This window comes from Ramlibacter pinisoli, assembly GCF_009758015.1.
GTDB lineage: Bacteria > Pseudomonadota > Gammaproteobacteria > Burkholderiales > Burkholderiaceae_C > Ramlibacter > Ramlibacter pinisoli.
The window spans coordinates 26,422-40,167 of sequence record NZ_WSEL01000006.1; the positions used below are offsets into that span (position 1 = coordinate 26,422).

11 protein-coding genes are annotated in these 13,746 nt (G+C 73.7%); 6 read left to right on the plus strand and 5 right to left on the minus strand.

Annotated features, from left to right (window positions below; translation table 11 throughout):
- Window positions 1-16: 16 nt before the first annotated feature.
- From GON04_RS13265 to mdeB, 3 genes are all read right to left on the minus strand, one after another.
- Complete coding sequence (locus tag GON04_RS13265; RefSeq protein WP_157398552.1) at window positions 17-922, minus strand: alpha/beta fold hydrolase; 906 nt, start codon at window positions 920-922, stop codon at window positions 17-19.
- 48 nt (window positions 923-970) lie between these two features.
- Window positions 971-1,780, minus strand: a complete 810-nt coding sequence (locus tag GON04_RS13270) for an N-acyl homoserine lactonase family protein (RefSeq protein ID WP_157398553.1) — start codon at window positions 1,778-1,780, stop codon at window positions 971-973.
- 94 nt (window positions 1,781-1,874) lie between these two features.
- Complete coding sequence (mdeB, locus tag GON04_RS13275; RefSeq protein WP_157398554.1) at window positions 1,875-4,487, minus strand: alpha-ketoglutarate dehydrogenase; 2,613 nt, start codon at window positions 4,485-4,487, stop codon at window positions 1,875-1,877.
- Window positions 4,488-4,592: 105 nt separating this feature from the next.
- On the opposite strand from mdeB, the gene GON04_RS13280 reads away from it, so the two are divergent.
- Window positions 4,593-5,057: an Lrp/AsnC family transcriptional regulator gene (locus GON04_RS13280; RefSeq protein WP_157398555.1), complete on the plus strand. Its 465-nt coding sequence runs from the start codon at window positions 4,593-4,595 to the stop codon at window positions 5,055-5,057.
- Between the two features lie 28 nt (window positions 5,058-5,085).
- Here GON04_RS13280 and GON04_RS13285 read toward each other — a convergent pair whose 3' ends face one another.
- Entirely contained in the window at window positions 5,086-6,399 is a 1,314-nt protein-coding gene (locus GON04_RS13285; protein WP_157398556.1) for a PQQ-dependent sugar dehydrogenase, read from the minus strand.
- A 118-nt stretch (window positions 6,400-6,517) separates the two neighbouring features.
- On the opposite strand from GON04_RS13285, the gene GON04_RS13290 reads away from it, so the two are divergent.
- Genes GON04_RS13290 through GON04_RS13310 form a run of 5 tightly spaced genes read left to right on the plus strand, consistent with a single transcriptional unit; the run spans window position 6,518 to window position 11,295 of the window.
- Window positions 6,518-7,285, plus strand: a complete 768-nt coding sequence (locus tag GON04_RS13290) for an alanyl-tRNA editing protein (RefSeq protein WP_157398557.1) — start codon at window positions 6,518-6,520, stop codon at window positions 7,283-7,285.
- Window positions 7,286-7,326: 41 nt separating this feature from the next.
- Window positions 7,327-9,495: a protein-disulfide reductase DsbD family protein gene (locus GON04_RS13295; protein WP_157398558.1), complete on the plus strand. Its 2,169-nt coding sequence runs from the start codon at window positions 7,327-7,329 to the stop codon at window positions 9,493-9,495.
- A gap of 21 nt (window positions 9,496-9,516) precedes the next feature.
- A complete protein-coding gene (locus GON04_RS13300; RefSeq protein WP_157398559.1) occupies window positions 9,517-10,125 on the plus strand; it encodes a thioredoxin family protein in 609 nt (202 codons plus the stop codon).
- Between the two features lie 22 nt (window positions 10,126-10,147).
- Window positions 10,148-10,582 carry a hypothetical protein gene (locus GON04_RS13305; RefSeq protein WP_157398709.1) on the plus strand — a complete coding sequence of 145 codons (435 nt, stop codon included), beginning with the start codon at window positions 10,148-10,150 and terminating at the stop codon, window positions 10,580-10,582.
- Entirely contained in the window at window positions 10,579-11,295 is a 717-nt protein-coding gene (locus GON04_RS13310) for an aspartate/glutamate racemase family protein (RefSeq protein WP_157398560.1), read from the plus strand. Before GON04_RS13305 ends, GON04_RS13310 begins: the two co-directional genes overlap by 4 nt.
- A gap of 3 nt (window positions 11,296-11,298) precedes the next feature.
- Here the strand turns inward: GON04_RS13310 and GON04_RS13315 are convergent, their stop codons facing one another.
- A complete protein-coding gene (locus tag GON04_RS13315) occupies window positions 11,299-13,707 on the minus strand; it encodes a glycoside hydrolase family 5 protein (protein ID WP_338050963.1) in 2,409 nt (802 codons plus the stop codon).
- Window positions 13,708-13,746 lie beyond the last annotated feature (39 nt).

Consider the following 13,746-nt stretch of genomic DNA (forward strand, 5'->3'; position numbering starts at 1 on the left):
CGCCCCGACGGCCGCCTCAGCCCGACCGCACCAGCTCGAGCACCGCCTGCGCGAACGCGCCCGGCGCCTCCTGCGGCAGGTTGTGCCCGACCCCCGGCACGACGCGGTGCTCGCGGCGGCCGCTGAAGCGGAGGGCCTGCGCCGCCGCCGGTGCCGGCGGGCGCACGCCGTCGTCGGCGCCGTCGAAGGTGATCGCGGGCACGCCGATCGGCGGCAGCGCGGCCAGGCGGCGCTCGATCTCGGCATAGGCCGGGTCGCCGGCGACCAGGTTGTAGCGGTGCCGGTAGGAGTGGATGACCACGTCGACGAAGTCGGGGTGGTCGAAGGCGGCCGCCGAGCGCTCGAAGGTGGCGTCGTCGAAGGCCCAGGTCGGCGACCAGGTCTGCCACAGCAGCCGGGCGATGCCGCGCCGGTCGCGCCGCAGCCCCTCGCGGCCGCGCTCGGAATGGAAGTAGTACTGGTACCAGAGCCGGCGCTCGTTCTCCGGCGTGTCCGGCTCCAGGGCGCGCGCGTGGTCGAAGATGTTGTAGCTGTTGAGCGAGACCAGTCCGGCGCAGCGCTGCGGCCACAGCGCCGCGACCACGCAGCAGGCGCGCCCGCCCCAGTCGTAGCCGGCCAGCACCGCGCGCGGCACCGCCAGCGCGTCCAGCAGCGCCAGCAGGTCGGCGCCCAGGGCGGCCTGCTCGCCCGAGCGCGGCGTGTCGGCATGCAGGAAGCGGGTGGCACCATAGCCGCGCAGGTAGGGCACGACGACGCGGCAACCGGCCTGCACCAGCGGCGGCACCACCTGCGCATAGGCGTGGATGTCGTACGGGAAGCCGTGCAGCAGGACGACGGCCGGCCCGTCGACCGGGCCGGCCTCGTGGTAGGCGACCGAGAGCACGCCGGCGTCGACGGTGCGCAGGGGCTGGAGCAGGTCCATGGCGGTGGGGCCGCCGCGCCGGGATGTCCGCGCGGCGGCTGGTGTTGCCTAGCGGGCGGCGACCGGGAACGCCGGCAGCTTGCCGATGTCGCGCGGGTCGTGCTGGATGATGACCGTGGCCTTGAGGTTCTTCTCGATCTGCTTGAGGCGCTCGAGCGAGGCCAGCGTCTCGGCCCGGTCGTAGTTGAAGCTGGGCACGCCGTTGTTCTGGTAGTTCTCGTGGAAATGCGCCGCGTCGCCCACCAGGATGACCGGGCCCTTGTCCTTCAGCCGCACCAGCAGCGCCTGGTGGCCGGGCGTGTGGCCCGGGGTGCGCAGGATGGTCACGGTGCCGTCGCCGAACACGTCCTTGTCGGCCGCCTGCGGTTCGACCTTGGCGCCGCCGCTGATCCAGGGCTTGAACGCATCGACGTTGGCACCGGCCATCGGCTTGGGCGCGGTGAGGGCGGCCCACTCACGGTCGCCGATGAGCAGCGTCGCGCCCGGCAGCGCGCCGAGCTGGCCGGTGTGGTCGGCGTGGAAGTGGCTGATGCCGACGTACTTCACCTGCTCCGGCCTGATCTTGAGCTGCCCCAGCTGGTCGGCCAGGGACACGGTGGGCGCGTTCGGGTTGGACCCCGGCAGGTAGCCGGTGTCCCAGACCATGTAATCGTCCCCGTGCTTGATGACGTAGCAGCTGAAGGTGAACGGCACCTTGGGCTCGGTGTAGGCGAAGGTGTCGCTGAAGCGCCGCTGGTCGTTGAAGCCGTTGCCGCAGTCCAGGCGCGTCAGCGTCACTTCGGGGGCGGGCTGGGCCGCCACCGGCAGGGCGCCGCAGCCGGACGCGGCGATCACCAGGGCGAGAAGCTTGCGTTGCATCGAGTTTTCCTCTGGGTTGGGGAACGGACGTGAGCGGGCCGGGACCAGGCGGTCACCCGGGCTCCAACGGCATCAACGAAATCGGGGGCCGGTTTCATCCACGCAGCGCGTGCCGGGCCGCCTGCACCACGTGCGCCGCGTCGACGCCGAACCAGCCGCGCAAGGCCGCCCGGGTGTCGCTGCGGCCGAAGCCGTCGGTGCCCAGGGTGCGGTAGCTGCGCCCGGCCGGCAGGAAGGCGCGGATCGCTTCCGGCACCGCGCGCACGTAGTCGGTGGCCGCCACCACCGGCAGCGCCGGGCCGGCCAGCAGCTCGTGCAGCCAGGGCGTCGCACCGGGTTCGCCGCCCAGGCTGCGCTGCTCGCAGGCCAGCCCGTCGCGGGCCAGCTCGCTCCAGCTGGTGACGCTGACCACCTCGCTGGCGATGCCCTCGGCGGCCAGTTGCCGCGCCGCCTCGATCACCTCGGTGAGGATGGCGCCCGACCCCATCAGCGTCAGCTGCGGCGCGCCCTCGCCGTAGCTGGCGAAGCGGTAGCCGCCCCGCACCACGCCCTGCTCCGCCCCGGCCGGCAGGTCGGGCTGGGCGTAGTTCTCGTTCATCAGGGTCAGGTAGTAGAAGACGTCCTGCTGCTCCACCAGCATCTCGCGCATGCCGTGGTCGACCAGCACCGCCAGCTCGCCGGCGAAGGCCGGGTCGTAGGCCCTGCAGTTGGGGATGGTGGCCGCCACCAGGTGGCTGCTGCCGTCCTGGTGCTGCAGCCCCTCGCCGCCCAGCGTGGTGCGGCCCGAGGTGGCGCCGAGCAGGAAGCCGCGCGCACGCTGGTCGGCCGCCGCCCAGATCGCGTCGCCCACGCGCTGGAAGCCGAACATCGAGTAGTAGATGTAGAACGGCAGCATGGGCACGCCGTGCACGCTGTAGCTGGTGGCCGCGGCGGTCCAGCTGGCGATGGCGCCGGCCTCGCTGATGCCCTCCTCCAGGATCTGGCCGTCCAGCGCCTCGCGGTACGACAGCACCGAGCCGATGTCCTCCGGCTCGTACTTCTGCCCCACGCTGGAATAGATGCCGACCTGCTTGAACAGGTTGGCCATGCCGAAGGTGCGCGCCTCGTCGGCCACGATGGGCACGATGCGCGGTCCCAGCGCGCGGTCCTTCAGCAGATTGCCCAGCAGGCGCACGAAGGCCATGGTGGTCGACATCTCCTTGCCGCCGGCCTGCAGCGCGAACTGGGCGTAGCCGGCCAGCGCCGGCACCGGCAGCTGGGGCGCCGCCGATTCGCGCCGCGGCATGTAGCCGCCCAGCGCCTGGCGGCGCGCGTGCAGGTAGCGCATCTCGGCGCTGTCCTCGGCCGGCTTGTAGAAGTCCAGGTTCCGGGCCTGCTCGTCCGAGATCGGCAGGTTGAAACGGTTGCGGAACTGCAGCAGCGCCGCCTCGTCCAGCTTCTTCTGGCTGTGGGTGGTCATGCGGCCCTGGCCGGCCGTGCCCATGCCGTAGCCCTTCTTGGTGTGGGCCAGCACCACCACCGGCTGGCCGGCATGGCGGGCGGCCGCGTGGTAGGCCGCGTGGATCTTCACCAGGTCGTGGCCGCCGCGCTTGAGGCGGTCGATCTGTTCGTCGGTCATGCCCTGTGCGAGCCGCGCCAGGGCCTCGTTCTGGCCGAAGAAGGTGTCGCGGTTGAAGCGGCCGTCCTTGGCGGCGAAGGTCTGCATCTGGCCGTCGACGGTGTGGGCGAAGGCCTGCACCAGCGCGCCGCCGGTGTCGCGGGCGAACAGGCCGTCCCAGTCGCTGCCCCACAGCAGCTTGATCACGTGCCAGCCGGCGCCGCGGAACAGCTTCTCGAGCTCGTCGACGATGCGGCCGTTGCCGCGCACCGGGCCGTCCAGGCGCTGCAGGTTGCAGTTGACCACCCACACCAGGTTGTCCAGCTTCTCGCGCGAGGCCAGCGTCAGCGCGCTCATGCTCTCGGGCTCGTCCATCTCGCCGTCGCCGAACACGCCCCAGACCTTGCGGCCGGCGCAATCGAGCAGCTGCCGGTGCGTGAGGTAGCGCATGAAGCGCGCGTGGTAGATCGAGCTGATCGGCCCGATGCCCATGGAGCCGGTCGGGAACTGCCAGAAGTCCGGCATCAGCCAGGGGTGCGGGTAGCTCGACAGCCCGCGGGCGCCGGCCTGCGGCGCGCTGATCTCCTGGCGGTAGTGCGCCAGGTCGTCGGCGGTCAGCCGCCCTTCCAGGAAGGCGCGCGCATAGACGCCCGGGGCGCTGTGCGGCTGGAAGAACACCAGGTCGCCGCCCTGCTTGTCGTTGCGGGCCTGGAAGAAGTGGTGGAAGCCGACCTCGAACAGGTCGGCCGCGCTGGCGTAGCTGGCGATGTGGCCGCCCAGCTCGCCGTAGGCGGCATTGGCCTTGGCCACCATCGCCAGCGCGTTCCAGCGCATCAGCGAGGCCAGCCGCTCCTCGATCGCCAGGTCGCCCGGGAAGGGCGGCTGCTGCTCCACCGCGATGCTGTTGACGTACGGCGTCACCAGCTCGGGCGACCAGGCCACCTGGGGCGTGCGGGCCTGGACGGCCAGCTGGTCGAGGATGAAGCGGGCACGGGCCGGGCCTTCGTTGGCCACCAGCGCCGCCAGGGCGTCACGCCATTCGGCCGTCTCGGCGGGGTCGCTGTCGGCGCCGGGCGCGAGCAGGAAGCGGTGCAGGCTGTGGTCTGTCATGCGCGCCACTGTAGGCGCGCCGGCGCGGGATGGTGTGTCGAATGTGGCCCACTTGCGCGCCGGGCCAGCATCTTCTCCTGCCGAGTCGGCTATCCTCGGCAGATCATGCAACTGGACGCGATCGACCTGCGCATCCTGCGCGAATTGCAGGACGACGGCTCACTCACCAACGTCGAGCTGGCGCGGCGCGTCCACCTGTCGCCCTCGCCCTGCCTGGCGCGCGTCAAGGCGCTGGAAGCGGCCGGCGTGATCCGCCAGTACGTCGCCCTGGCCGACCCCAAGGCGGTCGGCCTGGGCCTGTCGGTGTTCATCAACATCAGCCTGAAGGAGCAGTCGCGCGAGTCGCTGGCCGGCTTCGAGCGCCGCATCGCCGAGCACGACGAGGTGATGGAGTGCTACCTGATGACCGGCGACAGCGACTACCTGATCCGCGTCGCGGTGGCCGACATCGCGGCGCTGGAGCGCTTCATCCTGGAGCAGCTGACGCCCATCCCGGGCATCGAGAAGATCCGCTCGAGCTTCGCGCTGAAGCAGGTGCGCTACAAGACGGCACTGCCGCTGCCCGGGTAGGAGGCCGACTCAGGGCGGTGTCCGCCTGTCACCGGCGTCCCGCCGCCACCCGCCACACCGCATTGCCGACATCGTCGGCTACCAGCACGCCGCCGGCCTTGTCGATCGCCACGCCGACCGGCCGGCCCCAGGCCTTGCCATCCGGGCTGACGAAGCCGGTGAGGAAGTCGACCGGCGGCCCCGACGGCTTGCCGCCGGCGAACGGCACGAAGCTGACCCGGTAGCCCACGCGCGGCTTGCGGTTCCAGGAGCCGTGCTCGCCGATGAAGGCGCCGGCGGCGAACGGGGCCGGCTGGCGGCCGTCGGCGAAGGCCAGGCCGAGCGGCGCGTGGTGCGAGCCGAGGCCGAAGTCGGGCGCCACCGCCCGCGCCACCATCTCGGGGCGGGCCGGCTGCACGCGGGTGTCGACATGGCTGCCCCAGTAGCTCCAGGGCCAGCCGTAGAAGGCGCCGTCGCGCACGCTGGTGAGGTAGTCGGGCACCAGGTCGTTGCCCAGTTCGTCGCGCTCGTTGACCACCGTCCACAGGGCCCGGGTCTGCGGCTCCCAGGCCAGGCCGTTCGGGTTGCGCAGGCCGCTGGCATACAGGCGCTTGCGGCCGCTGGCGCGGTCGACCTCCCAGATCGCGGCGCGGCCCTCCTCGGCCTCCAGGCCGTTCTCGGCCACGTTGCTGTTGGAGCCCACGGTCACGTACAGGCGGCCGCCGTCGGCACTGGCAATCAGGTTCTTGGTCCAGTGGTGGTTGATCGGGCCGCCCGGCAGGTCAGTCACCCGGACCGGCGGGCCGGCGGCACGCAGGTCGCCGGTGCGGTACGGCAGCTTCACCACCGCATCGGCGTTGGCCACGAACAGCTCGTTGCCCACCAGGGCCATGCCGAAGGGCGAGTCCAGGCCCTCGGCGAACACGCTGCGGGTCTCGGCAACGCCGTCGCCGTCGGCATCGCGCAGCAGCGTGAGCCGGTTGGCGCTGGGCACGCCGGCGCCGGCGCGCTTCATCACCAGCTTCATGGCCGCGCCCTTGAGGCCCTTGCCGTCCTCCGGCTTGGGCGGGGCGTTGCTCTCGGCCACCAGCACGTCGCCATTGGGCAGCACCAGCAGCCAGCGCGGGTGGTCCAGGCCGGTAGCGAACGGCGTGACGCCGTAGCCCGGCGCCGGCCGCGGCAGCGTGCCGGCCGGCCAGCCCTCGGCCGGAGCGATCTCCACCGTGGGCAGCAGCGAGGTCTCGGGGGCCGGCAGGCGCGGGCTGGGCCCGACGCCGATGCGGTCGTCGGTCGAGGCGGAGGCGCAGGCGGCCACGACGCCGGCGGCGGCGAGGGCCGACAACAGAAGGCGGGAAATGGCCATGGCCCGATCATGGGCGCCGGCGCGGCCCGGGTTGTAGGCCAGCGGCGCAATCCGCTGCCACGCAAGGGCGTGCGAACCCCGGCTGGCAGGGCGCCGCCGCGCTGGCGACAATAGGGCGATGACCCAAGACCTCTTCCGTGACGACGGCTACCTGCGCGCCTGCGAAGCCACCGTGCTGTCGGTCACCGAGCACGGTGTCGTGCTCGACCGGACGGTGTTCTATCCGCTCGGCGGCGGCCAGGCCGGCGACAGCGGGGTGCTGGTGTTCGAGGACGGCAGCCGGCTGGCGGTGGCCGACACCCGCAAGGGCAAGGACGAGCAGGGCCAGCCCACCAGTGCCATCTGGCACGTGCCGGCGCCCGGCCAGGAAGCCCTGCTGGCGTCGGTGCAGCCGGGCCAGCGCGTCACGGCGCAGATCGACTGGGAGCGGCGCCACAAGCTGATGCGCTTCCACACCACCACCCACCTGCTGTGCCATCTGGTGCCGCAGCTGGTCAATGGCTGCTCGATCACGCCCGACTACGCCCGCCTGGACTTCAACATGACCGACGCGCTCGACAAGGAGCAGCTCAGCGCCGGCATCGCGCGCCTGGTGGCGGCCGCGCACCCGGTCACCGTCGGCGCCATCACCGACGCCGAGCTCGACGCCAACCCGGCGCTGGTCAAGAGCATGTCGGTGCAGCCGCCGCGCGGCACCGGTCGCATCCGCACCATCCGGATCGGCACCGCGGCAGCGGACGCCGAGCGCCTGGGCGAGGAACTGATCGACTTCCAGCCCTGCGGCGGCACCCACGTGGCCAACACGGCCGAGATCGGCGCGGTGGTGGTGACCAGGATCGAGAAGAAGTCGGCCACCACCCGACGGGTGGTGCTGGGTTTCGCCTGAGCGGCGGAACTTCGCCCGACCGCCGAGCTCGGACACATCCCATGCCCACCCTGCTGCACCGGCTGCCGCGCCTGCTCCTCGCCGCCTGGCTGTTCACCCTCGGCCTGGCCGCCTGGGCGCAGGGCGCCGCCGGCGGCACCGTCGTCACCACCGAGCGGGTGCACGCCGAACTGCTGGCCTACGCGCCCGACGGGCTTGCGCCCGGCAAGCCGGTCTGGGTCGGCCTGCAGCTGGCGCACCAGCCCGGCTGGCACACCTACTGGAAGAACTCGGGCGATTCGGGCCTGCCCACCCAGCTGCAGTGGACGCTGCCGGCGGGCGTCACGGCCGGCCCCATCGACTGGCCGTTGCCCAAGAAGATCCCGATCGGCACCCTGGCCAACTACGGCTACGAGGACACGGTGCTGCTGCCGGTGCCGCTGGCCGTCGCGCCGTCGTTCCAGGGTCCGCTGTTCGGGTCGGACGTCGAGGTCAAGCTGCGCGCCGACTGGCTGGTCTGCCGCCAGGAGTGCATTCCCGAGCAGGGCGAGTTCACGCTCAAGCTGCCCGCCAAGGGATCGACCGCGCTGCACCGCCAGGCCTTCGAGGCCGCCTTCGCCGCCCGCCCGCGGCCGCTGCTGAAGGACCCGGGCGGGATCATCCCGCGCAGCACCGCCACCATCGACGGCCAGGCGCTCGAGCTGCGGGTGCAGGGCCTGCCGGTCGAGGCGCGCGGCCAGCAGCTCGAGTTCTTCCCCGAGACCGCCGAGGTGATCGAGACCGCCGGCACCTGGTCCCAGGCCTGGAACGGCGCCGTCTGGACCGCCCGGGTGCCGCTGTCGGCGCAGCGCAGTGCCAGCCCGCAACCGCTGCCGGTGGTGCTGGCGGCGGGCCGCCAGGGCTGGCGCACCGAGCTGCAGGTGCTGGGCGCCTGGCCGGCCATTGCCGCTCCCGCCGCCGTCTCGCCGGCGCTGCAGGAGGCGTTGCGCGCCAACAGCGCCGCGACCGGTGCGGCGCGACCGTCCGGGCCCGGCATCGGCCTGCTGGCGGCGCTGGTCGGCGCCCTGCTGGGCGGCGTGGTGCTGAACCTGATGCCCTGCGTGTTCCCCATCCTGGCGATCAAGGTGGTGGGCTTCGCCGCCCACGCCCACGACCGGCGGCGGCACCGGGTGGCGGGATGGGCCTACACGGCCGGCGTGGTGGTCTCCTTCCTCGCCCTCGGGGCGCTGGTGCTGGGCCTGCGCGCCGCCGGCGAGCAGCTCGGCTGGGGCTTCCAGCTGCAGTCCCCCCTCGTGGTGGCGGCGCTGGCCGCGCTGTTCACGCTCATCGCACTCAACCTCGCCGGCCTGTTCGAGGTCGGCTCGCTGCTGCCCTCGGCGGTGGCCTCGCTGGAAGTGCGCCACCCGGTCGGCAACGCCTTCCTGTCGGGCGTGCTGGCGGTGGCCGTCGCCTCGCCCTGCACGGCGCCGTTCATGGGCGCCTCGCTCGGGCTCGCGGTCACCCTGCCGGCGGCGCAGGCGCTGCTGGTGTTCGCCTGCCTGGGCCTGGGCATGGCCCTGCCCTACCTGCTGGCCAGCAGCGTGCCCGCCGTCGCCCGCCTGCTGCCGCGGCCCGGCGCCTGGATGGACGTGTTCCGCAAGCTGATGGCGTTCCCGATGTTCGCCACCGTCGCCTGGCTGGTGTGGGTGCTGGGCCAGCAGAGCGGCATCGACGGCGCCGGCGCCCTGCTGGTGCTGCTTGTGGCCCTGAGCCTGCTGGTGTGGACCCTCACCCTGCGCGGGCGGGCCCGTGGCGCGCTGGCCGCCGTCGCGGTGGCGGCGCTGGCGGCGCTGGCCTGGACGCTGGGCCCGCAGCTGACCCAGCTGCCGCCGGCCCAGGCCGCCCGCGCCGAAGGTGACTGGCAGCCCTGGTCGCAGGCCCGGGTCGAGCAGCTGGTGGCCGCCGGCCAGCCGGTGTTCGTCGACTTCACGGCGGCCTGGTGCGTCACCTGCCAGGTCAACAAGAAGACCACGCTCACCCATGCCGGCGTGCTGGCCGACCTGAAGCAGCGCAACGTGGCCCTGCTGCGCGCCGACTGGACCCGCCGCGACCCCGCCATCACCGCTGCCCTGGGCGCCCTGGGCCGCAGCGGCGTGCCGGTCTACGTGTTCTATCGCAAGGGCAGCCCGCCGGTGGTGCTGTCCGAGCTGTTGGGGGTGGACGAAGTCCGCCAAGCTGCCGCCGGCCTCTGATCCACGCCAAGGAGCCTCGCCATGCTGCTGCGCCGTACCCTGCTGGTCGCCTCGTCCCTGCTGCTCGCCACCGGCGCCCGCGCGGCACCGGCGGTCGGCACGCCGGCGCCCGACTTCGAGCTGCGCGACACCAGCGGCAAGCCGGTGCGGCTGGCCGACTTCCGCGGCCAGCACGTGGTGCTGGAGTGGACCAACCCCGGCTGCCCCTACGTGCGCAAGCACTACGACAGCGGCAACATGCCGGCCACCCAGCGCTACGCCACCGGCCGCGGCGTGGTCTGGCTGTCGATCAACTCCACCGAGCGCGCCAGCTACGACTGGCGCGAACCGGCCCAGCTGGTGGCCTGGCAGAAGGAGCGCCAGGCTGCTTCCACCGCCCTGCTGATGGACGAGGACGGCGTGGCCGGCAAGGCCTACGGCGCCCGCACCACGCCGCACCTGTACATCGTCGACCCGCAGGGCCGGCTGGTCTATGCGGGCGGCATCGACAGCATCCCGTCGAGCAACCCGGACGACATCCGCAAGGCCACCAACTACGTGCGCGTCGGCCTCGACGAGGCGCTGGCGGGCAAGCCGCTCACCACCGCCGTCTCGCGGCCGTACGGCTGCTCCATCAAGTACAAGGGCTGAACGGGTCGTGCAGCACGGGGTGTTGCGGCAACTGGCCGCCGACGCCGGCCTGGAACGCGACCCGGCGCTGCAGCTCGCCTTCGGCCTGGCCTGCGTCGAGCGGGTGCGCCACCTGCTGGAGGAGCCGCGCGCCCTCGCCCTCCTGGACGCCCTGCGCGGCGCGGTGCAGGCCGGCGCCGCCGTGCCGCCGGCCCTCGCGGCCGAGGCCGCCGCCGTCGCGCGCGGCCACCGCGGCTCGCCCTCGCTCGACGGCAGCGGGCATTCGGCGGTGTCGGCCACCCACGCGCTGGCCCGGGCCCTGGCCGGCCACGCCCTGGAAGCGGCCGACTACGCCGCCTATGCGGCCGTCTATGCCTACGGCCGCTATGCCGTCCAGGACCCGGCGTCCTTCGAGCCCGAGCACGCCTGGCAGGCCGACTGCCTGCGGCGGCTGGTGCAAGCGCGGCAGGCGGCATGACGCCACCGGTGCCCCTGCACATCGGCATCGTCGGCTGCAGCGCGGAAGGTGCGGCCCTGTGCTTTCGCACCATCTGCGCCGAGGGCGCGGCGCGCCTGGGCGGGCATGCGCATCCCGAGGTGTCGCTGCACACGCCCTCGCTGGCCGACTACATCCGCTGCCTGGACGCCGGTGATCGCCAGGGCGTGGCCGACCTGATGCTGGCGTCGGCCCGCAAGCTCGCGGCCGCCGGCGCCGACTTCCTGGTCTGCCCCGACAACACCATCCACCAGGCCTGGGACCTGGTCGCGCCGCGCAGTCCGCTGCCCTGGCTGCACATCGCGCAGGTGGTGGCGCAGGCCGCCGGGCAGCGGGGCCTGCGGCGCGTCGGCGTGCTGGGCACCGCCTGGCTGGTGCGCAGCGAGGTCTACCCGCAGGCGCTGGGGGCGCGCGGCATCGAAGCGGTGCGGCCGTCCGACGCCGATCGTGCGCTGGTCGACCGCATCATCATGGACGAGCTGGTGCCCGGCACGGTGCGGCCCGCCTCCACGGCGCAGCTGGTCGGCGTCATCGCCCGCCTGCGCGCAACCGGCTGCGACGCCGTCGCCCTCGCCTGCACCGAGCTGCCGCTGGCGCTGCACGACGGCAACGCGCCGCTGCCGCTGCTGGACTCCACCCGCCTGCTGGCGCGCGCCGCGCTCGACCGGTCGCTGGGCGCGCGAACGACGCCCTGACGGTCAGGCCGCGGGCGCGCGCAGGTAGCGCTCGAGCACGGCCAGTTCGGCCTCGGCCGGCCGGCCCTTGCCGGCGGCCACCGCGAACACCTGGCCGCGAAAGCCCGCGCGCGGGAAGTAGCGCACGAAGCCCCAGGCGATCAGCAGCTGGGTGAACACGCTGGGCGCGAAGGTCGCGCCGGCGCGTGCCACCGGCTCGCCATCGACCCGCAGCACCTGGGCGCCCTGCGCGCTGGCCAGCGTCAGCACCACCGGGCGGCCCGGCTCGATGGCGCGCGGGCTGGCCAGGGTGACCTGCTGCCCGCGGGCGTCGACAAAGCGTGCCTGCGGCCGCCCCTCCACCAGCGCGATCTCGCTCAGCTGGCCGTCCTCGGCCCTGGAGGCCTGGAACACCACGCCGGTGTGGGCGGCGCCCGGGGTGGCGATCACCGCGATGGCGAAGTGCTCGTCCTGCAGGTCGTAGGGGACGCGGGCACGCGGATTCGGCTGCACGCCCGGCTCGGGCGTGGCCTTGCGGCACCAGAAGCCGGCCACGTCCTCGCCCCCATGGTCGCTGCAGCGGCGGCCGTCGACGGTGCGCAGCACCGGCAGCGCCAGGGTGCCGAAGGTCGCGCTGTCGGTGTTGAGCGCCACCAGCATCTCCATCGTGTTCGCCAGGCTGGAGCCGAAGCCCGAGTCGGCGACCGCGCGCACCGGCTGGCCGTCGCGCGCCGGCGCGCCCTGCAGGTAGTCGGTCCAGGCGTCGGCCAGCAGCCACTGGCAGGCGCTCCAGCGCGCCAGCAGCGCCCGCCCGGCATCGGCCAGGCGCCGGTCGGCCAGCGCCAGCGGATCCTGCAGGGCGTAGAAGGCGCGCGGCGGCGGCACCGCCGGCTCGGCCGGGCCGCTGTAGCGCACCGTCCCGACCCGGTCCGCGGCCGGCCGGGCGGTGTAGCTGGCGCTGGGGTTGGCGCCGGCCGGCAGCGTGATGCTGGTGCGGTCGAGCCGCACGCCCTCGTCAGGCGTCAGTGTCAGGGTCAGCGGCGCCTGTAGCGCCCCGCGCGCCTGCACCGTCACCGTGACCGGCTGGCCCGGCGTGGCCGCACCGGGCGCCTCGTCGACCAGCACCGCGCGCGCCAGCCCGGCGGCCTGCTGCACGACGCCGAGCGCCGGCGCCGGCACCGTGCGGCCCTGCCACCAGCCGGGTGCCTGGCCGAGCGGATGGCCGCGGATCGGCCAGTGGTCGCCGGCCATCCAGGTCTGCACCTCGACGCCGTGGCGCACCGCGTAGGCCACCGTGCGCTGGAACATCTCCTGCCAGCGCACGTCGTCGGGAGGCAGGCCGACCTCGGTAAGGGCCAGCCGCACGCCGTGCTGGTCGGCCCAGCGCACCGCCTTGTCGAGCCGCTGCACGCCGGTGTCGGGCCCGATGGCGCGCTTGCCCAGGCCGGCGCTGAAGCCCTTGCGCACCTCGGTCTCGTAGTCGAACGCATGGCCGCTGCTGGCGGCATCGAGGTACAGGTGGACCTCGTAGACCAGGTTGTCGCCGGCCAGCGGGAAGCCCGGGTTGCGGTCGGCCAGCGACATGGCCGCGCTCCACTCGTTGCCGCCGACGTAGATCGTCCCCTTGGCATCGACGCGCCGGATCGCCTCCACCGCCGCCCGGGCGAACGCCGGCCAGATCGCCAGGTCCTCGCCGCCGCCCTCGCTGGCGGTGGTCTGGCCGGGCCGCGGCAGGTCGTGCGGCTCGTTCATCAGGCCGTAGCCGGCCAGGCCCGGGTGGTCCTTCCAGCGCCGTGCCGCCCGCGTCCAGACATCGGCCAGGTGCGCCGGCGTGAGGGTGGCGCCGGGCGCCAGCGCGAAGATGCGGTCGAGCGTCGCGTTCGGATCCTCGGTGAAGGCGCGGTGCGCCGGCGTCGGCCGCTGCAGGCCGGGCACGCTGCCGTCGGGCCCGTAGCGGAAGTCGCGGTAGCGGCCGTAGTTGTGCAGGTCGAGGATGCAGGTCGCGCCCACCGCCGCGTGGGCGTCGAGCACGTCGGTGATCCACTGGGCGTAGCCGGCGTGCAACTCCCCCGGGTTGCCCACCAGCGCCCGCACGGCCTCGCCGGGCTTGCTGTCGGGCAGCACCGGCTGCAGCAGTTCCCACTGGAACGGCAGCCGGTTGCGCTTGAAGCCCTGCGCCGCCAGCCAGGCGACCTCGGCCTTGCGCGGCACGCTGAAGTGCAGGTGGGGCAGCGAACTGGCATTGCGGCGCAGGCCGGGCTGGGCCCATTCCATGCCCGACAGGTTGGTGCCGATCACGGCCGGGCCGGCGGGCGTGCGGGCTTCGCTCTCCCGCCACAGGCAGCCCGGCAGGGCGGGAACGGCCAGGCCCGCCGCAGCCGCCTGCAGGAGCAGGCGCCGGCGGACCCGCAGGTCGTCGAGGGGTCGTTTCACCCGGCCACCTTAGGCTGAGCCTGCCGCCGCGCGGGTAGG

Bases quoted from the DNA above. Each gene is read 5' to 3' on its own strand.
- GON04_RS13270 (WP_157398553.1), bottom strand. From the start codon at position 1,780: ATGCAACGCAAGCTTCTCGCCCTGGTGATCGCCGCGTCCGGCTGCGGC.
- GON04_RS13290 (WP_157398557.1), top strand. From the start codon at position 6,518: ATGACCCAAGACCTCTTCCGTGACGACGGCTACCTGCGCGCCTGCGAA.
- GON04_RS13265 (WP_157398552.1), bottom strand. From the start codon at position 922: ATGGACCTGCTCCAGCCCCTGCGCACCGTCGACGCCGGCGTGCTCTCG.
- GON04_RS13295 (WP_157398558.1), top strand. From the start codon at position 7,327: ATGCCCACCCTGCTGCACCGGCTGCCGCGCCTGCTCCTCGCCGCCTGG.
- mdeB (WP_157398554.1), bottom strand. From the start codon at position 4,487: ATGACAGACCACAGCCTGCACCGCTTCCTGCTCGCGCCCGGCGCCGAC.
- GON04_RS13280 (WP_157398555.1), top strand. From the start codon at position 4,593: ATGCAACTGGACGCGATCGACCTGCGCATCCTGCGCGAATTGCAGGAC.
- GON04_RS13310 (WP_157398560.1), top strand. From the start codon at position 10,579: ATGACGCCACCGGTGCCCCTGCACATCGGCATCGTCGGCTGCAGCGCG.
- GON04_RS13285 (WP_157398556.1), bottom strand. From the start codon at position 6,399: ATGGCCATTTCCCGCCTTCTGTTGTCGGCCCTCGCCGCCGCCGGCGTC.
- GON04_RS13300 (WP_157398559.1), top strand. From the start codon at position 9,517: ATGCTGCTGCGCCGTACCCTGCTGGTCGCCTCGTCCCTGCTGCTCGCC.